Source organism: Kitasatospora sp. GAS204B, from assembly GCF_029892155.1.
Taxonomy (GTDB): Bacteria; Actinomycetota; Actinomycetes; order Streptomycetales; family Streptomycetaceae; genus Kitasatospora.
The window spans coordinates 1-19,101 of the sequence record NZ_JARZAG010000017.1; the positions used below are offsets into that span (position 1 = coordinate 1).

At 72.0% G+C, this 19,101-nt stretch carries 15 protein-coding genes and 1 pseudogene; 9 read left to right on the forward strand and 7 right to left on the reverse strand.

The features are described from left to right. Nucleotides 1–380: 380 nt before the first annotated feature. On the forward strand, nt 381–677 hold the full coding sequence (locus P3T41_RS22555) for an integrase core domain-containing protein (RefSeq protein WP_280691808.1): 297 nt from the start codon (nt 381–383) through the stop codon (nt 675–677). A 453-nt stretch (nt 678–1,130) separates the two neighbouring features. On the opposite strand, the gene P3T41_RS22560 is transcribed toward P3T41_RS22555, so the two are convergent. Beyond that, nucleotides 1,131–2,060, reverse strand: a complete 930-nt coding sequence (locus tag P3T41_RS22560) for an MMPL family transporter (RefSeq protein ID WP_348533683.1) — start codon at nt 2,058–2,060, stop codon at nt 1,131–1,133. Here P3T41_RS22560 and P3T41_RS22565 point away from each other — a divergent pair. From P3T41_RS22565 to P3T41_RS22585, 5 genes and pseudogenes are all read left to right on the forward strand, one after another. After that, nucleotides 2,026–2,529: pseudogene (locus tag P3T41_RS22565) on the forward strand (response regulator transcription factor); the annotation flags it as partial. The gene P3T41_RS22560 and the pseudogene P3T41_RS22565 overlap by 35 nt on opposite strands. Nucleotides 2,530–2,754: 225 nt before the next feature. Next, nucleotides 2,755–2,949 (forward strand): hypothetical protein, encoded by a 195-nt coding sequence (locus P3T41_RS22570; protein WP_280691810.1) that lies wholly within the window; start codon nt 2,755–2,757, stop codon nt 2,947–2,949. Nucleotides 2,950–3,247: 298 nt separating this feature from the next. Beyond that, nucleotides 3,248–3,985, forward strand: a complete 738-nt coding sequence (locus tag P3T41_RS22575) for a class I SAM-dependent methyltransferase (RefSeq protein ID WP_280691811.1) — start codon at nt 3,248–3,250, stop codon at nt 3,983–3,985. Between the two features lie 81 nt (nt 3,986–4,066). Continuing rightward, entirely contained in the window at nt 4,067–4,273 is a 207-nt protein-coding gene (locus P3T41_RS22580; RefSeq protein WP_280691812.1) for a hypothetical protein, read from the forward strand. Nucleotides 4,274–5,168: 895 nt separating this feature from the next. Continuing rightward, the gene (locus P3T41_RS22585; protein ID WP_280691813.1) at nt 5,169–6,257 is read left to right on the forward strand and encodes an alpha/beta hydrolase; all 1,089 of its coding nucleotides are present in this window, start codon (nt 5,169–5,171) and stop codon (nt 6,255–6,257) included. Here the strand turns inward: P3T41_RS22585 and P3T41_RS22590 are convergent. The 6 genes from P3T41_RS22590 to P3T41_RS22615 all read right to left on the reverse strand — a co-directional run bounded on the left by P3T41_RS22590 (nt 6,247) and on the right by P3T41_RS22615 (nt 13,887). Further along, nucleotides 6,247–7,557 carry an FAD-dependent oxidoreductase gene (locus tag P3T41_RS22590; RefSeq protein ID WP_280691814.1) on the reverse strand — a complete coding sequence of 437 codons (1,311 nt, stop codon included), beginning with the start codon at nt 7,555–7,557 and terminating at the stop codon, nt 6,247–6,249. The genes P3T41_RS22585 and P3T41_RS22590 overlap by 11 nt on opposite strands. Further along, entirely contained in the window at nt 7,554–8,345 is a 792-nt protein-coding gene (locus P3T41_RS22595; protein ID WP_280691815.1) for an ATP-binding cassette domain-containing protein, read from the reverse strand. Before P3T41_RS22595 ends, P3T41_RS22590 begins: the two co-directional genes overlap by 4 nt. After that, the gene (locus P3T41_RS22600; protein WP_280691816.1) at nt 8,342–10,192 is read right to left on the reverse strand and encodes a dipeptide/oligopeptide/nickel ABC transporter permease/ATP-binding protein; all 1,851 of its coding nucleotides are present in this window, start codon (nt 10,190–10,192) and stop codon (nt 8,342–8,344) included. The genes P3T41_RS22595 and P3T41_RS22600 overlap by 4 nt, the downstream gene beginning before the upstream one ends. A gap of 7 nt (nt 10,193–10,199) precedes the next feature. Beyond that, nucleotides 10,200–11,168: an ABC transporter permease gene (locus P3T41_RS22605; protein ID WP_280691817.1), complete on the reverse strand. Its 969-nt coding sequence runs from the start codon at nt 11,166–11,168 to the stop codon at nt 10,200–10,202. A gap of 13 nt (nt 11,169–11,181) precedes the next feature. Continuing rightward, on the reverse strand, nt 11,182–12,765 hold the full coding sequence (locus P3T41_RS22610) for an ABC transporter substrate-binding protein (RefSeq protein WP_280691818.1): 1,584 nt from the start codon (nt 12,763–12,765) through the stop codon (nt 11,182–11,184). Between the two features lie 87 nt (nt 12,766–12,852). Next, on the reverse strand, nt 12,853–13,887 hold the full coding sequence (locus P3T41_RS22615) for a ketoacyl-ACP synthase III (RefSeq protein ID WP_280691819.1): 1,035 nt from the start codon (nt 13,885–13,887) through the stop codon (nt 12,853–12,855). 353 nt (nt 13,888–14,240) lie between these two features. Between P3T41_RS22615 and P3T41_RS22620 the strand changes: the two genes are divergently transcribed. From P3T41_RS22620 to P3T41_RS22630, 3 genes are all read left to right on the forward strand, one after another. Then, nucleotides 14,241–15,947 (forward strand): DUF885 domain-containing protein, encoded by a 1,707-nt coding sequence (locus P3T41_RS22620; RefSeq protein WP_280691820.1) that lies wholly within the window; start codon nt 14,241–14,243, stop codon nt 15,945–15,947. A 291-nt stretch (nt 15,948–16,238) separates the two neighbouring features. Then, the gene (locus P3T41_RS22625; protein WP_280691821.1) at nt 16,239–16,574 is read left to right on the forward strand and encodes a DUF5132 domain-containing protein; all 336 of its coding nucleotides are present in this window, start codon (nt 16,239–16,241) and stop codon (nt 16,572–16,574) included. Nucleotides 16,575–16,813: 239 nt separating this feature from the next. Continuing rightward, on the forward strand, nt 16,814–19,060 hold the full coding sequence (locus tag P3T41_RS22630; RefSeq protein ID WP_280691822.1) for an ABC transporter ATP-binding protein/permease: 2,247 nt from the start codon (nt 16,814–16,816) through the stop codon (nt 19,058–19,060). Nucleotides 19,061–19,101 lie beyond the last annotated feature (41 nt).

A 19,101-nucleotide genomic window follows, 5' to 3' on the forward strand; every position in this document is an offset into this window, starting at 1 on the left:
CTCGTCGACCAGCTCCGGAGGAAACGCCCGCGTCAGCACTCCCAACGCGATCCGATCCGAGAACCGATCAACCCCCGACGACTTCAACTGACCCGGCCTTGGCATACCCCACCCAACGACCAGAACCCACCAAAGTCACCGGTATTGCCCTTAGCTCGGCGGTGAACCTCACGATCGGGTGCGGGGTGTTCGTGCAACACGAAACTCGCGGGCAACTTGATGCCCGTCTCCCTGCCCGATAGCGGGCGACGTCGGGCAGACCCAGAACGTACGACAACCGCGCGCAGAGCGAAGGACCTGTTCACGGTGAAGCGGCCCCTCCGGTGTCGGTCTGCACAGCAAGCCTGTTGTGCTCCCGCCAGCACGCCGGCATCCAGGTCGTGCTCTCCGGTATCCGCATGCCGCGGATGAACTCCATCATGGAGCGCTGGGTGCAGACCTGCCGCCATGAGCTGCTGGATCGGACCTTGATCTGGAACGAGTGCCACCTGCGGCACGCGCTGCGCGAGTTCGAGCACCATCACAATGCGCACCGGCCCCATCAGGCCATGAACCAGGCGGCGCCCCTACGCGCGGTCCCCGAACCGATCACCGATCCCAGGCGAATCGCCCGTCTGGACATACGCCAACACGACCGACTCGGCGGAGTGATCCACGAGTACCGGCATGCCGCCTGACCTGGGCGGATGAGATATTCGGCAGGCGCAGGGTGGGAAACGGTGAACGCCCGCTCCTTGCCGAAGGCCAGGAACAGGCGCCGATGACCGCTGCCCGGAAAGCCGGCAGCGTGTACAAAGAGTGTGTCCGAGGCCGGAGTTGTCCCATTGGCCAACCTGGAGCGGGCGTCTGCGGTGCTGGGACTGGATTGATGAGCTCGCCGCCGATCCCTTCACGGGCGAAGCCACCTCTGGTAGGGCGCCGTCAGAGCTCATGAAATCGGACTGGAGTACTAGGCGCACCACGCTGCCGGGCGCCCCCGTGAGCTGCTGCACAAGAGCGCACGCCTGCGGCGCCGATTCCTGCGGGAAGAGCCCTGGGATCCCTGTCCCGTCAGCGGGCCGGGTACGCGCGATTCATGAGGTGCGCACGCGGAGGAACGCCCCGTTGGGCCGGCACGTGTTGTCGGTCGCTCACGAGTGGCGCACAGCCCGCTTCTGACGGATGGTCAGGAGCTGGCTGTGCGGTGCCCCGGGGGTGTCAGCGGTCGGTGGTGGTGATCCAGTAGGGGTCGGGGTCCGCGCCCGGGGCGGGTGCGCGGCGTACTCCCGGTGCGGCGCCTGCTCCCGTGCCGGGGGGCGGGCTGCCGGTCGGCCCGAGCGGACCGGCCACCAGAGGCTCCGGCCGAGCAGGACCGCCAGCGAGGGCACCAGCACGATCGAGAGCAGGAAGGCGGAGAGCAGGATGCCCAGCGCCATCGCGAAGCCGACCTGCTGGGTCGACGACGACGGGGTGACCGCGAGGGTGCCGAAGGAGCCGGCCAGCACCACGCCCGCCGTCGCGATGGCCGGCGCGGTGTGCCGCACGGCGCGGGCCACCGCGGTCCGGGCCGGCACCGGCTGCTCCATCTCCTCGCGGATCCGGTCGCTGATCAGGATGTTGTAGTCGGTGCCGAGGGCGACCACGAAGAGGAACAGCACCAGCGGCAGGGTGAAGTCGACGCCCGGCCGGTGCATCGCGTGCTGGAAGAGCAGGGCGGCGGAGCCGAGGGTGGCCGCGAAGCCGAGGCCGACCGAGATCATCAGGATCAGCGGTGCCAGCAGGCTGCGCAGCAGCATGAACAGGATCAGCGCGATCAGCACGGCCGCCACCGGGAAGACCAGTTTCAGGTCGTGGTCGACGGCGGCGGAGACGTCGGCGAAGATCGCCGGGGTGCCGCCCACGTGCGCCACCAGCCCGGCCGGCGTCGCCTTGGCCACCGCCGCGCGCAGCGGGCCGGAGACCAGCTCACGGGCTTGCGAGGACTGCGAGTCGGCGGTCAGGAAGACGTCGATCCGAGCCGCCTGCCCGCTCTGGCTCAGCACCGGCCAACTGCCCGGCTGCCGCGTGCTGGCGCTGAGCACGTTCGACCTGGACGAGTACGTGGTCGCCGCCCTGCGCGCGGGTGCCTACGGGTTCCTGCCCAAGGACGTCTCACCGGAGGAGCTGCTCGCCGCGGTGCGCACCGTGCACACCGGTGAGGCCGCCGTGGCGCCGCGCCTGCTCACCCGGCTGATCTCCACCTACGTCACCGCGCCGCACCGCACCCGACCGCCGGCCCCGGTAGCGGGCACGGGCGCCGGACCGGGCGAGCTGACGCCCCGCGAGGTCGAGGTGTGGCGCCTGCTCGCCACCGGACTGGACAATGCCGAGATCGCGCGGGCGCTGGAGCTCAGCGTCTCCACGGTGAAGAACTACATCACCAGCATCTTCGGCAAGTTGAGCGTCCGAGACCGCGCCCAGGCGGTGATCGCCGCCTACGAGTCCGGCCTGGTCGCGGCCCGCCCGGCGGCCACGGCGGCTTCTGCGGCTCCGACAGCTTCGCCGAACTGACGCCCGCCGCCGCGGGAACGGTGTGCCTGCCGAGAATGCCATCCATGTAGCTCAGAGCCTGCTTGGTGGCTGCGGCAGGATGATCACTCATGCTGCTTCGCCTGGCACTGCGGGTGCCGATAAATCATCCGGCCAGGTGGGGGCTTTGATCACTGGTCTCTGGCCGTACTGGTTGGTCGCCCGCTGTCTTCCTCTGGACACGGCACGGCGGCATCATGATCCGTCGTGCTGCTGCGCCTGGCCTACCTCGCCGTGACCAACACCTTCACGCTTCTACGGCTGCTGCCGATGAGCGAGCGGGACAAGGACATCGAGATCCTCGCGCTGCGCCACCAGTTGCTGGTCCTGCAGCGCCAGGCATACACCCGTACCGACCGGCCACCCGGCCTGATCAACTCCACGCTCAGCAGTGCGAACTGAGGGAACAAGACGGCCAGAAGGTCAGCGACAGACACCCATCATGATCGACAACTTTCAAGATCCACGGGCGGCTTCCACGGAACTCGCGCCAGAGCCTAGGACGTCTGGGTGGGCGGACAGCTCATCTCCCTGGGCGGTGTGATCAATCGTCACCCGAGAGGGCCAGTGGGGTTCGGTCTGGCCGGGTGCTGGAGCGTGGCTTCCCCAACTGTCACGGCTCTGTCTCAAGCCCGGCCCGCTTGTCACAGCTCCGTCCCGAACCCAGGACGCCGGGGCAAGGCATGCCAGGGTGAACCGCATGCCTAGTACCACTTCTGAGAGTCCTGCCGGGCCGGAAAGCCGGGCCGTGGCCAACGACTACGACAGCTTCGCCCAGGCCTATGAGACCGGCACCGAGGCGAACCTCATCAACGGCTACTACGCCCGGCCCGCGATCCTGGACCTGGCCGGGGACGTGACCGGGCGGCGGGTCCTCGACGTCGGCTGCGGATCCGGCCCCCTGTTCGCGTCGCTGCGCGACCGGGGCGCGATCGTGACCGGCTTCGACTCCAGCGCCGGGATGCTGGAACTGGCCAGCAAGAGGCTCGGCCCCGATGCCGCCCTGCACCTCGCGGATCTGGGCGACCCACTGCCGCTCCCCGACGGTGCCTTCGATGACGTTGTCGCGTCCCTGGTGCTCCACTACCTCGAGGACTGGACGGCACCGCTGGCCGAGTTGCGGCGCGTGTTGAAGCCCGGCGGCCGGCTGATCGTTTCCGTCAACCATCCCTCGGCCTTCAAGATCATCAACCCGGCCGAGGACTACTTCGCGACCGTCCAGTGGTCCTACGACTGCGACTTCGCCGGCCAGAAAGTCGTCCTGACGAACTGGCACCGGCCGCTGCACGCCATGACGGACGCGTTCACCGCCGCCGGCTTCCGGATCGCCGTCATCAGCGAACCGCCCGCTGCACCAGGTGCCGAGGAGCTGTTCCCCGAGATCGCGGCCAGGCCGAGGTTCCTGTGCTTCCTGTTCTTCGTCCTCGAGGCCGTCTGACCAGTGAGTGAGCTGGAGTGACGGCCCGTTCGAGTAGCCCCGCGCCCGCCTGTGGAGCAGGCGCCGCCGGTGGATCCTGCGGTGCCGGCCGAGCAGGCCGTCTCGAAGCTGGAGTTGCCGAAGCCGGTGGTCCGGATGTCGCCGTCGGAGCTGGCGAATCAAGTGGTCGGTGTTCCCGTCTGGTTGTGGGTTGAGGGGTCCTCCTGGGCGCCGGTGAAATCCAGTGCTGCGGTGCTGGGAGCCCTGAGTGTGGCCGCCGGTCAAGCCGGTCAGCTGGTGGGGGACTAGGAGCCCGCTGTCGTGCTGCTGGGCTCCGAGCAGCGCGGGGGCGGGAGCTGATGGCCGTGATGGTGGTGGGTTCGGCGAAGGGCGCGGCCGGGGCCAGCACGACCGCCCTGGCTTTGGCGGCCGCATGGCCGGGCGAGGTGCAGCCGCTGGTCCTGGAGGCTGATACAGGGCAACTGGTCCTACGGCGAGGCGTACTGTCGCTGCCGCTTCCCCGCCGAATACGCCCTCGCCAACCGCATCCAGCACCCCCGCAACGTCTACCTGCGCGAGAAGGACATCCTCGGCCCGCTCGACCACTGGCTCGCGGAGATGTTCGCCCCGCACCGCCTCGACGACACCATCGACCTCCTCGCCGCCGCCCTCGAAGCCGGCGCCGACCCCGCACTCGTCACCGAGTGGGGACCCAGACCCAGGCCACCCGCACCCGCGCCGAAGCCGAACTCCGCACAGCCCAGCTCGCCCGCTCCACCCAGCTCACCCGCGACGACACCGCCGCCCTCGCTCGGGCCAACAGCGACCTGGTCGCCGTCCTCCGCGACGCCGAACCCGCCGACCGAGCCGTGCTCTACCAGCAGCTCGGGCTGATCCTGACCTACGGTTCTGGAAAGCAAGAAGTGCTGGTTGAGATGAATCTCAACCAGCACTTTTCCGGAACCCGTGGGCTCACTGCCGGTGTCCGAGGGGGGACTTGTGCCACCGTCCATCCTGGAGTGCGCTTCTGCGGTGCTGGATCTCGACGGCCCTTGAATGTTCGCGGCGCGGCCTTCTGGAGGGCCGATGGCTCTGCTGATGCGCTGCGTCTCGCGGAGTCGTGGCGCGCGAGCCCGCGTTCGGAGGTACAGATGAGTGGAAGGCATGGGTGGCGGTAGGTTTCGAGTGCTGCGCTGGAGGGCCGATGCGCCGGGACGGACGGGTGGCGAACTTCCTGCTCGCGCTGCTGAGCCGTGACTGGGCGGGAGTGCCGGTCGCACTGGCGGTGGCAGGGGTGGGCGGCGGTCTCGTCGGGTTCGGCTCGGACTGGGTGGTGGTGCTCGGTGGTCTGCTGGTGACTGTCGGTGTGGTGCTGCTGGCCGGGGCTGTTCGGCACCTGGTGCTGGTGACCCGTCGCGCGGAGGCTGAGCGGCCGCCGGGACGGCTGGTCGACGTGGGCGGCCACCGGATCCACGTCCTCGCCGAGGGGGACGCCGGGGGCGGGCTGACGGTGGTCTGGATGCCGGGTGGACACGCGCCCGGAGAGGAGTTCGGGCAGCTGCACGCGATGCTGGCGGCCTCGACCCGCTCGGTGCTGGTCGACCGGTTCGGCACGGCTTGGAGCGATGTCGGGCCTTTCCCCAGGACGACGGCGGCCGAGGCGGAGGAGCTGCTGGCGGCGCTGGAGGGGGCGGGGGAACGGCCCCCTTATGTGCTCGTAGGCCACTCCCTCGGCGGGCTGCTGGTCGCGAACGCAGCCAGACGGCGGCCCGACCTGGTGGCGGGAGTCGTGCTGCTGGATCCGACGCCCCTGGAGGTCATCGCGTTCGCGCCGCCCAACCCGATGGTCGCGGGCATGCGCGGGGCGCTCCTGCTGACGGCGCTGCGGCACCTGTTCGGCATTCACCGGAGCCGTGGCCGTGGCAGCCGGACCGGCCAGTACTGCGCGGCCGCGTCGATCTTCACGGAGCTCTCGCCTGCCGGCCTGGCGGGAGTGGGCTGGGAGACCGTGGTCTATGACGGGGACCTCGGCGACCTGCCACTGGTGCTGGTCATACCCCGTGACCTCACGGGTGGCGAGACGGTGCTGGCCGCCGCCCGGGACGCGGCCGAGGCCGAGCGGATCGGCCGCTTCTACCTCGGGGCCCGGACCCGCTACCTCGCGGCGTCGACCGCGTCCCGGGTGGTGTACACGCCGGCGGGCACCGGCCACGACTTCCCGACCGAGGCGCCCGGGTTCGTGGTCGGGGTGGTCGCGGACCTGGTGCGGGAGCTGCGCACGTTCAGCCCATGACCGTGCGGGCGGAGCCGGGCCGGGCCGGGCGCCGGCGGGAGAAGGCGCCCAGGTCCACGACGTTGCCGGTGTGCTCGCAGCGGTAGCGGACCGGGTCGCCGTCGTGGTCGTGGCCGGCCTCGACCAGGTCGACCAGGGTGGCGAGGAAGCGGCCCACCAGCGGGGCGTTCTTGAACTGGTTGCCGCTCGTGCCCATGGCGACGTAGTAGCCGCCGAGGGCGGTGCGGTCGTAGATCGGGGTCCAGTCGTCGGCGACGTCGTACACGCCCGCGACGCCGACGGGCCGGTTCGGGATGCCGATCTCCGGGAAGCGGCGGGCTGCCCGGGTGACCTGGGTCCGGAAGCGGTGGGCGGTGGGGCGGGGGTCGGCTTCGTCCGGGTCGTCGATCCACTCCGGCAGGTCGCAGGGTGGCTCGGTGCCGCCGACCAGGAGGTGGCCGCTGGAGGCCGCTCGCAGATAGGTGCCGAGGTCGAGGTCGGCGACGACGGGGCCGAGACCGGGACCGGCGGTGTGGCCGCTCGGTGCGACGATCTGGTGGACCTCCTCGCGCAGCGGGCGCACGCCGATCGTGAAATCGTCGCCGACGCCGGACAGCCGGTTGAGGCCCCCCGACCACGGGCCGGCGGCGTTGACCACCACCGGGGTGGCGATTCGCGTTCCGTCGGCCAGCCGGATGCCCGCCACCCGGTCCGCGTGCCGGTCGACGGCCACCACGGTGTGGTGGAACAGGAAGCTCGCGCCCAGCTCACCCGCCGCGTCGGCGAGGTTCTGGGCGGCGAGCTGCGGGTCGTCGACGAACCCGGCGTCCGGGGTGAAGAGGGCGCCGAGCTCGCCGGTCGGTGCGTCGAAGAAGGCGTCGTCGTCCACCGGCTTCGGCGGCCAGTACCGCCCGGTGTCGATCCCGGGGAGGCGCCGGCACAGCGTAGGGGCGTCCCACCGTTCGTACTGGACGCCGGCGCGGTCGAACAGGGCGGTGACCCCGGACGGTGTGACGGCGGGGGAGTCGAGCAGCACCGCGCCGCTGCGGTGGAAGGCCGCGAGCGGGCGGCGGCCGGTGAGCCGCAGGTGGTCGGGCCAGGACGTCCAGAGGTGTTGGGCCTCCCAGGCCGTGGCCACGCCGTCGAAGGTGGAGTAGTTGAACCGGATGATCGCACTGGAGGCGCTGGTGGAGCCGTGGCCGGCGGCGCCTGCCTTGTCCACGACGACCACCTGCCGCCCGGTGCGGGCGAGTTCGAGGGCGATGGCGGCGCCGATCACCCCGGCTCCGACGACGACCGCGTCCGGTCGGTTGGTGCTCATGACGGCCCCTCATCGGGCAGGGAGGTACGCAGGCTGGGCACGGAGGCGAGCAGCGTTCGGGTGTAGGGGTGCCGTGGGTCGCGCAGCAGGGCCTCGGTGGGGGCGGTCTCGACGATCCGACCGTGCCGCATGACCGCCACCGCGTCGGAGACGTAGCAGACCGCCGGCAGGTTGTGGCCGATGAAGAGCATGGACAGGCCGAGCCGCCGCTGGAGGTCGCGGATCGTGTTGAGGACGGCGGCCTGCACCGAGACGTCGAGCGCCGAGGTGATCTCGTCGGCGATCAGCAGTCCGGGCTCGACGGCCAGGGCACGGGCGACGGCGACCCGCTGGCGCTGGCCGCCGGACAGGTGCCGAGGCAGGCGGTCCGCGAACCGATGGTTCAGGCCGACGAGTTCGAGCAGGGCGGTGACCCGCTCGGCACGGGCCCGCCGGTCGAGCCGGTGGAAAACGGTCGCCGCTTCGCCGAGCGTCTGGTGGACGGTCATCCGGGGATCCAGCGCGGTGTCCGGGTCCTGGAGGACGATCTGGACCAGGCGGCCGAGCCGACGCCGGTCGCCGACGGTGCGGGCCCGGACCTCCCGGCCGTCGAGCAGGACCCGACCCCCGTGCACGGGGGTGAGGCCGACGATCGCGCGGGCCAGGCTCGACTTCCCGGAGCCGGACTCGCCCACGAGCCCGAGCGTGGTGCCGGGCGGGATCTCCAGCGAGACGCCGTCCACGGCGGCGACGGGGCCGCGCGGGCCGTGGTGGCGGACGGTGAGGTCGGTGAGCTGAAGGGCGGTCATGACGCGACCACCTCCGCCGCCACCGGGTTCCAGCAAGCCACCCGGTGGACCGCGTCGAGGCCCTCCAGCGGCGGGGCCTGCTCGGTGCAGTGGTCCCGGCGACGTGGGCAGCGGGACTCGAACGGGCAGCCCGGGGTGGGCGCGAGTGGCTCGGGCAGTGCGCCCTCCACCGTCGGCAGCGGCCGGTCGCGGTCAGCGGTGAGGTTCGGCACCGAGGCGACCAGGGCCCGGGTGTAGGGGTGCCGGGTGCCGGTCGAGAGCCGGTCGGCGGGCAGGGTCTCGACGATGGTCCCCGCGTACATCACCGCAACGCGGTCGCAGAACTCGCCCACCAGCGCGACGTCGTGGCTGATGAACAGGACGGCGGCGCAGGTGTCCCGCCGGATCTCGGACAGCAGCCTGGTGATCTGCCGCTGCACGGTGACGTCGAGTGCGGTGGTCGGCTCGTCGGCGATGATCAGACTGGGCCGCACCATCAGCCCGGCGGCGATCATCACCCGCTGGCGCTGGCCGCCGGAGAGCTGGTGGGGGCGTGCCCGCAGCACCGCTGGAGGGAGGGCGACCCGGCGCAGGGCGTCGGAGGCATCCGTCAACGCCTGGGCGCGGCTCGTGCCGCGATGGGTGCGGACGGTCTCGGTGAGCTGGGTCGCGATGCGCAGCGACGGGTTGAGCGCCGAGGCCGGGTTCTGGAAGATCATCGCCAGGCCGGTCGCGAGGTGGCGTTCGCGCTCCTTCGGCGTCATGGCGGCGAGGTCGGCGCCGAGCAGGCGCAGGGTTCGCCGGGAGATCCGGGCCCGGTCCGGAAGCAGGTCGGCGATGGCGAGCGCGGTGAGCGATTTGCCGGAGCCGGATTCGCCGACGAGTCCGACGATCTCACCGGGCCGCAGGGACAGGCTCACGCCGCGCACCGGTCGGATCACACCGGCCGGGGTGGGGAGTTCGACGGTGAGGTCCTCGACCTGGAGTACGAGACCCTCCGTGGCGGGCCCGCTCGTGGCGATCGGCGCAGCAGGCGTACGGGGTGCCGGGCTGCGCCGGGCGACGCCGCCGGCCAGCACCTCGCCGAGCAGTTGGAACGCCACCGCCGCGTAGAGGACGGCCAGGCCGGGGGCGAGGGCGGGCAGCGGCTCGGCGTAGATGCGGTCGAGTCCCTGGTTGAGCAACTGCCCCCAGTCGTAGCCGGGCGGTTGGACGCCCAGGCCGAGGAAGCTCAGCCCGGCGAGCGCGACGAGTGCGGTGCCCGCGGCCGTGGTGGTGCTCAGCAGCAGGGGTTCGGCGATGTTGGGCAGGACGTGCCGCCACAGCAGCCGGTGCCGGCGCAGGCCGAGGACCCGGGCCGAGGCCAGGTGGTCGGTGCCCGCGACGGCTGCGGCGAGCGTCTGGGCGAGCCGGGCGAATCCGGGTACCCCCGCGACGGCGAGGGCGAGCATCGCCCCGTCGGCGCCCGCGCCGAACACGACCGCGAGGAACATCGCGACCAGCAGTGCGGGGAAGGCGAGCAGGAGGTTGATCAGCCCGGTGAGCAGCCGGCGGGCGCGGCGGCCGACGACGGCGGTGGACGCGCCGAGGAGGATGCCCCCGGTCGCGCCGAGCAGGACCGCAGCCAGCGCGAGCAACAGGGAGGGCCGGGTGGCCGTCAGGACGCGGTCGAGCACGTCCCGTCCGAGGTTGTCGGTGCCGAACGGGTGTGCTGCGGACGGGCCTTGCAGCACCGCGGCGGGGTCGGGCCGGTCGGCCGCCGCGCCCCAGAGGAGCGGGCCGGCCAGCGCGAGCACGACCAGGGACGCCAGCATGGCCGCCGTGGCCCAGGCCATCGGCGAGCGCGGATACCTGAGGGGAAGGGACATCGGATCCTCAGCTCTCCCTGATCGCCGAGCGCGGGTCCAGCAACGCCAGCAGCACGTCGACCAGGAGGCCGGCGAGCAGGACGGTCGTGCCCAGGATCAGCACCATCGCCTGGACCACCGGGTAGTCCTGGGTGACCACCGACTGCGCCAGTGCCGAGCCGATGCCGGGCCAGGCGAACACCTTCTCGACCAGCACCGTGCCGGCGATCAAGGCGGGCAGCAGGCTTCCGGCGACCGTGAGCGCGGCGGTCGCCATGTTCGGCGCCGCGTGCAGCAGGTAGCGGCGGGCGGGGGACAGCCGTTTGCTCCGGGCAGTGCGCAGGTAGTCCTCGGACAGCACCTTCAGCGCCTCCACCCGGACGATGCGCACCAGGACGGCCGTGGGCGCGAGGCAGAGCGCGAGGACCGGCAGGACGAAGGACTCGGCGCCTGCCGAGCCGGCCACCGGGAACAGTTGGAGGCCGACGGCCAGGAACGCGGTGAGCCCGGCGGCCAGGACGAAGTCCGGCACTCCGGCCAGCCCGGCGGTCAGTACCGTGAACGCCAGTTCGCTGCGCGGGTGGCGGCCGTCGCGGGTGCGGACGGCGGCGAGCAGTCCGCAGGGCAGGGCGACGGCGAGGGTGACGAGGAAGGCCAGGCCGGCGATCTCCAGGGTGGCCGGCAGCCGGGTGCGGACCAGCTCGGCGACCGGGGTCCCGGTGACCAGCGAGGTGCCGAGATCGCCGTGCGCGAGGCCGCTCAGGTAGCCCCGGTACTGGGACAGGAACGGCGCGTCGAGCCCGAGTTGGTGTCGGCGCGCGGCCACCAGGGCGGGGGCGGCGTCGACGCCGAGCGCGGCGCGGACCGGGTCGCCGGGGACGAGGCGGATCATCGCGAACGACGCGGTGAGCACGACCCCGAGGGAGAGGAGCAGCCGGGCCGTGCGGCGGGCGAGGAACGCCGTCCAGGGATTGCGCAGCAGATGGGGCAAGGACACGGTGGGCCCCCGGTCACTGGTGGAGGCGGATGCTGGTGGGGACGAGCCGGCCGCCGAAGGTGGTGGCGAAGGTGGTGCTCCGGCCGTACACGGTGCTCCGGCCGTCCGCGATCGGCAGGGCGTCGACCGAGCGGAAGAGGGCGGCGGCGGCCCGGTTCCAGGTGCCGCAGCCCTCGGTGTCCGGCTCCCGGAGGGCCTCGGCGACCAGGGCGTCGTACTCGGGGTCGGCGACGCCCGCGAAGTTGAGGCCCTGGGCGGGGGTGGGGCCGGAGAAGAACGGGATGAAGCCGACCGGCAGGGCGAAGCCCGGCGAGGTGCCGACCACCACGTCGAAGTCGCCGGTCTGGTACATGGCGTTGACGAGCGCGGGCAGGCCCTCGGTGACCAGCTTGACGTCGGCGCCGAGCGCCGTCCAGGTCCGGGCCATCAGCTCGGCGGCGGGCGGCAGGGTCGGTCCGAGATCGGGGCTGGTGATCAGGCGCAGCCGCAGCGGTCGGCCGTCCTTGGTCAACCGGCCGCCCGGGTCGCGGGTCCAGCCGGCGGCGCGCAGGGCCTCGGCGGCGTCCTGCGCCGGCAGGTTCGCGGCCGCGAGGTCGGCGTGGCAGACGGCGCCCTCGGCGCCGAAGTCGGTGGCGGGCCGACCGGTGCCGCCGACGGCGACGTTGGCGAGGCCCTGCCGGTCGAGCGCGGACACCAGGGCCCGGCGCAGTGCCGGGTCGGCCAGCGGCCGGCCGGGGCGCTGGTTGAAGAAGGTCAGCCCGACGACGGTCGCCACGTCGGTGGTGGACAGGCCGTGGCCGGTGAGCCGGGCGCGGTCCGGCCCGTTCACGTATCCGATGTCGACGCCCCCGGTGAGCAGCAGGTTCGCGGTGGTGGACGCCTGGGGCACCACCGAGATGACGAGGCGGGCCGGCAGGCCGGGCTCCGCGGTGGTCGCGCCGGCCGGGCCCCAGGTGTAGCCCTCGCGGACGGTGAACTCGTACGGCCCGCCGGGGGAGTAGCGGCTCAGGACGTACGGGCCGGTGCCGTGGGTGGCGCGGTCGAGTGACCGGGGTCGGTCGAGGCCGGCGGGGCAGACGATCGGCAGCAGGCCGAGGGTGCGGGTGAGGAAGGGGAAGGGGGTGGCGGTGGCGGCGGACACGGTGCGGGTCCGGTCGTCGGCGGTCGCGGTGTAGGGGACGTCGGGCAGGACGGTCTGGGCGCCGGCGAGCTGGTTGGCCGGGTCGCCCGCGTACGTCAGCGCCCGGGCCACCGCCGAGGCGGTGAGGGGGGTGCCGTCGGAGCAGGTGATGCCGGGGCGGAGAGTGAAGGTGGCCGTGGTGGTGGTGGCCTGCCAGGAGGAGGCCAGACCGGAGACCACGGTGCCGTCGGGGGCGAGGTCGACCAGCGAGTCGTAGGCGTAGCGGGCCTGGGCAGCGCCGAAGGTCGAGTACGGGTCGAAGCTCGGCGTCTCACTGGCCGCGGCGATCCGGACGGTCCCGTGCTCGACGGGCGGAGTGCTCGTCGAGGACCGCGCGGTGCCCCCGCAGCCGGCCACCGCGGCGGCCGTGACGGTGGCGGCGAGCGCACGGGCGGTCGGCCGGGTGCGACGGAGCATGGGCGTCATGGTGCCACCGAGTTCTGCCAATGGCGAGTCAACTCGCTTGTGTGATAAGAGTGTTCGATTGTGACGGGGTGATCGTGGTCAGGCGTGCCGGAGGCAGAGAGTGCCCCACTGGAAGCCCGCTCCGATCCCGGACAGGACGTAGGTGTCGCCCGGTCGCAGGCCGCCCGCGGTGACGGTGGAGTGGAGCGCGGTGAACAGGCCGGCGGATCCGGTGTTGCCGAGCCGGTCGACGGTGACGGGGACGCGGTCCTGAGGGACGCCCATGGTCTTCACGGTTTCGGTGAGGAGGTTCAGGTTGGCCTGGTGCAGGAAGAAGTGCCGGATCTCGTCGAGCGGCACGCGGGCCTGCCGGGCGGCGCTGGTGATGCTCTCGGGCAGGCGGGTGGTGGCGGTGTTCCAGACGGAGCGGCCGTCCATGCGCAGGTAGTGGGCGCCGGTGGCCAGGGTGGCTGCGCTGGTGGGCAGCCGGGAGCCGCCGGCCGGGACCTGGACGTCGTAGGAGAGCTGGGAGCCCAGGTCGTAGGAGAGCAGGCCCGCGCCGGCGGTCTCGGAGCGGGTGAGCACGACGGCGGCTGCGGCGTCGCCGAAGAAGACGCCGGTGGTGCGGTCCGTGGGGTCGGTGATCCTGGAGGCGCAGTCGGCGGCGAGGACCAGGATGGTGGTGATGGAAGGGTTCTGGAGCAGGTGGGCGGCGATCAGCACGGCCTGGACACCGGAGGCGCAGGCCGCCTGGGTGACGTCCAGGGACAGGGCCCGGTGGGCGCCCAGGGCATCCTTGACGATCAGCGCGGTGGAGGGCAGGGGCTGGTCCCCGGTGTAGGTGGCGACGATCACCGCGTCCAACTGGGTGGGGGCGGTGCCCGCCGCCTCCAGGGCCTGGTGTGCGGCGTCGACGCACATGTCGGAGGTGGCCAGATCGGGGGCCAGGCGGCGCCGTTCACGGATGCCGGTGCGGCTGGTGATCCATGCGTCGCTGGTGTCGAGGGAGCGAGTCAGCTGCTCGTTGGTGACGACGGCCGGGGGCAGGTGCACGCCGGTCCCCGCGACGGCGAACGGGGCGGGCAACCCCGCGCCGGTTTGGTGGTGCAGGGGCTTGTCCTGGGTGACGGTCATGCGACGGTGCTCCGCTCGGGCGGGATCAGGACCTCCGGGGCGGTGCGGACGCGGCCGGAGGCGTCAGGGGTCACCGAGCACGCTACGTCGGGCGGTCCAGGTGATGAGGGCGCCGCAAACCCGGGAACCGGCTGCGGCACACGCACACCCGACCCTCCTGGCGCGCCGGCTGGGGACGAGTAGGCTCACCAGAACGTCCGTGCGCACGGTGACATCCCGGCGCTCCGGTTGATGCGGTGGCCTTCTGTACGGGTCGGGGGCGAAGCCCGTCGCCGCATCCGTTCGAGGGATACGGTGGCTGCTGTTTCGTGGACCGGGCGGGGCGGCCGGCCCGTCACCGGCACACTGGCCACATGAGCGCGAGGACGAACGAGCCGGGCGGGGCGACGAGCCATCTGGCGGACCGCTACTGGGAGTTCCTGCTGGAGCGCGATCCACTGCTGAGAGTCCGCCAAGGGCTCCCGGTCGAGACGCTCCCCGGAGCGTCGGCCGCCGAGGCCGAGGAACGGGCGCGGTTCGCCGAGGAGGTGCTGGCCCGGGTACGGGCGCTCGACGGTGCGGAGCTGTCCGGTACCGATGCCGACACCGCCGCGTTCCTCACGGGGTTGGCCGAGCAGGAGCTGCGGTCCCACCGCTGCTACTGGCTGACGCCCGCGGCCACGCCGTACCGGCTGTTCCCGCTGTCGCAGTACGTCGACGCGGTCCTGTGCCCGTTCCGCTTCGCCGAACGACCGGATATCGAGCGGTACTTGTCGCTGCTGCACGAGCTGGCCCGGGTGGTCGGTTCGATCGCCGACAAGGCGGCGGAGCAGGCTGTACGCGGTTTCCGGGTGCCAGCCCCGGCCCTGGCCGGGGCGCGCGCCACCGTCGTCGGCCTGCGGGCGTCCGTGGCGCGCCGGGTGGAGGTGGACGACGACCGGCTCGGCGGACTGGGCCGCGCCGACCGCGGACGGCTCCGCGACGGGGTGCATCGGCTGGTGGAGGCGGAGTTGACCCCTGCCTTCGACGTCCTGCTCGCCGTCCTCGACGACCCGGACTACCTGCGCGAAGCGCCGGGGGCCGTCGGCTGGGCACAGTACGCGGGCGGGGAGGAGGCGTACCGGGAGTTCGTCCGGATTCACAGTGGGGGCGACACGCCGCCCGAGCGGCTCCACGAGCTCGGCCGCGAGCAGTGCCGGGAACTCGCCGAGCGGATGCGGGAGGTCCGCACGGCCCTCGGATTTCCGGGCCCCGAGGGCGCGTTCCACGAGCGGCTGCGCACCGAGCCCCGTCTGTACGCCCGGACCCCCGAGGAGGTCGAGGCCCGCTACCGCGGCTACCTCGACCGGCTCGCCCCGCTGCTGCCGCGCTGGTTCGCGGTCCTCCCGGCCGCGCCGTACGGACTGGCGCGGCTGGATCCGGCACTGGAGGCGGGGATGACCTTCGGGTACTACGAGCAGCCGACTCCGGACGTCCCGGTCGGACGCTACCGCTACAACGGCTCGGACCTGGATCGGCGCTCGCTCCTGGGCTCGGCGTCCCTGATCCACCACGAGCTCGCGCCGGGGCACCACTTCCACCTCGCGCGGCAGGCGGAGAACCGCGCGCTGCCGCAACTGCGCCGCGAGGTGGCCGAGTTCGGCGCGTTCAACGAGGGCTGGGCCGAGTACGCGGCCGGCCTCGGCTGGGAGATGGGCCTCTACGACGATCCTTGGGACGCCTACGGGCGTCTCGCGCAGGAGCGGTTCACCGCACAGCGCCTCGTCGTCGACACCGGGCTCAACCTAGGGACGATGAACCTGGAGCAGGCCCGGGACTTCATGCGCGCCAACTCCACCGAGGCGGACGGCCAGATCGCCTCGGACCTGCTGCGCTATGCGACCGACCTGCCCGGGCAGGCGCTCTCCTACCGGGCGGGCTACCTGGAGTTCACCCGGCTGCGGGCCGACGCCGAGGCCCGCCTGGGCGTCGGCTTCGACGTACGGGACTTCCACGAGGCGGTGCTGGGAGGAGGCGGGCTGCCGTTCCCCGACCTGCGCGAGCGGGTGGTACGAGAATTCGGCAATCCCAATAAATCATAAAAGTCGGACGAGATGCCCACGTGATAAGTAGGCATGCGGCACTCCGTGTCACCGAGACCGTTCAAGAGCACTCGCATGAGTGAAAATCGCCGGAACTGTTTGGCCTCGATGCACATGGCTCGACTACGGTGGCGGAAGAGCGGGCGGTGGACCCCATCGATGAGGAATTCGGGCCGATGGCCGAATTGCGAATTCCGGAAATGGGTGCTTCCGTCCGCACGTTGTGCGCGCTCCGGAGTTCGCAGTACCGGGGTCCCCTGTCATGCGTCTGCGTAGAGAGGTTGGAGCATCATGCCGCCCGTAGTCCCGCCCTTCCTGATCGGCCTCATCGTCGCGCCACTGGCCAAGCGTCTCCTCAAGCCGCTGGTGCGCGGCGTCGTCAAGACGTCCGTCGGCATCGCCATGGAGGTGAAGAAGGCGGCCCAAGAGGCCGGAGAGAACATCCACGACCTCGCGGCCGAGGTGGCTGCCGACGTGGTGGCCGCGCAGATCGTCGCCGGCGACGGTCACCCGGTCGCCGAGAGTTCCACCCCGAACGGCGAGAAGGAGGGGACCGCCGACCGGGCCGAGGGCGAGGCGAGGACCCCGAAGATCCGCGCGACCGCAGGCGTCGGCAAGACGCACTAGCGTTCTGTCCTGCGGTCCGACCCACCGCCTGGGTGCATGTTTCGACCGATCTCGAAAGATGCGTCCAAGCGGCGGTCGGCCGCCTGTCAGCTGAATCGTTCTCCCGCCAGATATTCCACTCCGTCGCAGTGTTCCGCCATGCCCGATGACGGATTTCCAGCGACCCCCGCAAACAGGTGATCGTACACATGCCATCTCTGCTGAGTGCCGCAGCCGGGAATCGTTTCGTGGATTCGGATGTGCGCCCACGCTCGGTCATTCCGGGCCGTCAGCGCTGGGACGTCAAGCCGGTTCTCGGACGGCCCCGGACGGCCGAAGTCCTCGCTGCCACCCTGCGGCGCGTCCCCGGGATCACCGAGGCGCAGGCAAGTCCGGTCACCGGTGGGGTCCTCGTGCGGCACGACGCGCGGGTGCGTGCCGCGGATGTCGGCCGGATCGTCCGCAGAGCGGTCGCCGTGGTCACGCAGGGGCCGACCAGGACAGGACGCCCGGCGCCGGCCCGACCCGCCGCCGAACCTGCTTCGCGTCCGGACCGCGGCCTCGTCGCGCGCCCGGTCCTCGCCGTCGGCGGCGGGGTGGCCGCCGGGATCGCGCTGATCCGAGGGTCGGCGCTGAGCAGGCAGCTGGTGGCACTCGGCGGGGTCGCAGCCGCGACCGTGGCCGTCGTCCGGCAGGCATGGCTCAGAACGGCCGACACGGCCGACGAGCCGGCCGGGATCGGAACCGAACGCCACCCCTTGCTGGAAGTCGTCGGACCGCACCGGCGCCGACTCTTCCGGGCCTCCTCGCTCTCGGTCGCCTGCCAGGTCTCGGAGATGGTGCTCGCCACCTTCCTCGGCTGGACCGCGCTGGTCCTCATCAAGGGCGAGGCCGCGCCGTTGGTCCGCATCGGTCTGACCACCGCGTCCGCCCAACTCTGGGGCCTGGCAGGGCTGGTGGCCATCGCCTGTGCCGCCGTCGCGGGCCTGTCCTACTCCTCGAACCTCCAGTGGCGTCAGCTCGGCCAGGACATCGAGCACGACTGGCGGACCCGGACGTACGACCACGTGCAGCACCTCGAACTGCAGCACCTGGAAGGCGAACGGACCACCCGGATCGCCGGCGTGCTCAACGACGACGTCCGCCAGCTGGGCGCCTTCTTCACCACCTCGGCCAACGACGTGCTCCAGATGGGCACCAGCCTGGCCATCCTGGTGCCGGTGTTCCTGCTGCTGGCACCGCAGATTGCCTGGATCGCCTTCCTGCCCATCCCGGTCATCGCCTGGCTGTCGCTCCGCTACCAGGAGAAGGTCACCGCCGACTACGCCGTCTCCGGTGAGCGCCGGGCCAGGCTGCACAGTCAGCTGGTGAACACGCTGGAGGCCGGCGCCACCGTCAAGAGCTTCTGCACCGAGGACTACGAAGCCGAGCGCATCGACCAGTTGAGTGCGCAGGCCCAGGAGAGCAACGAGCGGACCGACCGGAGCACGATCCGCCACGCCGAGACCGTCCGGGTCTGCACGACCAGCTCGATGGCCGGCACCCTGCTGATCGGCGGCCGGTCGGTGCTCAACGGCAGCCTGCCGTTCGAGGTGTTCAGCCCGTTGATCGGCCTGCCCCAGATGGTGCTGCTGCGGATGAACCGGCTCGGCGGCATCGTCGACCAGTACCAGCGCACGCTCGCCGCCTACGACCGGGTCCACCGGCTGCACGCCCTGCCCGTCGAGGCCGAAGGCACCGGCGGACCGCTCGACACCGGGAAGGTACGGGGCGAGATCGTCCTCGACGACGTGACCTTCGCCTACCCCGGCCGGCCGCCGGTGCTGGAGGACCTCTCGCTGACCATCCCCGCCGGGCAGGTCACCGCCCTGGTCGGTGCCACCGGCTCCGGCAAGACGACGGTCGCCAAGCTGCTGATGCGCTTCCAGGACGCGGAGTGCGGCAGTGTGCTGCTCGACGGGCGGGACGTGCGCGACCTGCCGCGCCGGGACCTGCGCCAGGCGATCGGGTTCGTCGCGCAGGAGCCGTTCCTCTTCGACGGCAGCATCGCCGACAACATCCGCTACGGAAGCTTCGGGGCCTCGGACGAGGCCGTGGTCGAGGCGGCCATGATGGCTGAGGCGCACGCCTTCGTCGCGACGCTGCCCGACGGCTACGACACCCTGATCGGCGAACGCGGTGCCGCGCTCTCGGGCGGCCAGCGCCAGCGGATCGCCCTGGCCCGGGCGATCCTCAAGGACTCACCGGTCGTGATCCTCGACGAGGCCACCTCCGCCGTGGACAACGAGACCGAGGCAGCCATCCAGCGCGCCCTGCGGAGCTTCGCGGCCGAGCGGACCATGGTCGTCATCGCCCACCGGCTCTCCACGGTCCGCCACGCGGACCGGATCTACGTCATGGACAGGGGCGGCGTGGTGGCCGAACAGGGCACCCACGACGAACTCCTCGACCTGCACGGACTCTACGCATCCCTCTGGCAGCTCCAGGCCGGCGATCTCGCCGCCTGACCGCACCGGCCGCGCCACCTGACCACCCACTGCGTGACGTC

What these genes read in the sequence shown, in the direction of transcription:
- P3T41_RS22575 (WP_280691811.1), top strand. Translation starts at nt 3,248, where the DNA reads ATGCCTAGTACCACTTCTGAGAGTCCTGCCGGGCCGGAAAGCCGGGCC.
- P3T41_RS22585 (WP_280691813.1), top strand. Translation starts at nt 5,169, where the DNA reads ATGCGCCGGGACGGACGGGTGGCGAACTTCCTGCTCGCGCTGCTGAGC.
- P3T41_RS22590 (WP_280691814.1), bottom strand. Translation starts at nt 7,557, where the DNA reads ATGAGCACCAACCGACCGGACGCGGTCGTCGTCGGAGCCGGGGTGATC.
- P3T41_RS22595 (WP_280691815.1), bottom strand. Translation starts at nt 8,345, where the DNA reads ATGACCGCCCTTCAGCTCACCGACCTCACCGTCCGCCACCACGGCCCG.
- P3T41_RS22600 (WP_280691816.1), bottom strand. Translation starts at nt 10,192, where the DNA reads ATGTCCCTTCCCCTCAGGTATCCGCGCTCGCCGATGGCCTGGGCCACG.
- P3T41_RS22610 (WP_280691818.1), bottom strand. Translation starts at nt 12,765, where the DNA reads ATGCTCCGTCGCACCCGGCCGACCGCCCGTGCGCTCGCCGCCACCGTC.
- P3T41_RS22615 (WP_280691819.1), bottom strand. Translation starts at nt 13,887, where the DNA reads ATGACCGTCACCCAGGACAAGCCCCTGCACCACCAAACCGGCGCGGGG.
- P3T41_RS22620 (WP_280691820.1), top strand. Translation starts at nt 14,241, where the DNA reads ATGAGCGCGAGGACGAACGAGCCGGGCGGGGCGACGAGCCATCTGGCG.
- P3T41_RS22625 (WP_280691821.1), top strand. Translation starts at nt 16,239, where the DNA reads ATGCCGCCCGTAGTCCCGCCCTTCCTGATCGGCCTCATCGTCGCGCCA.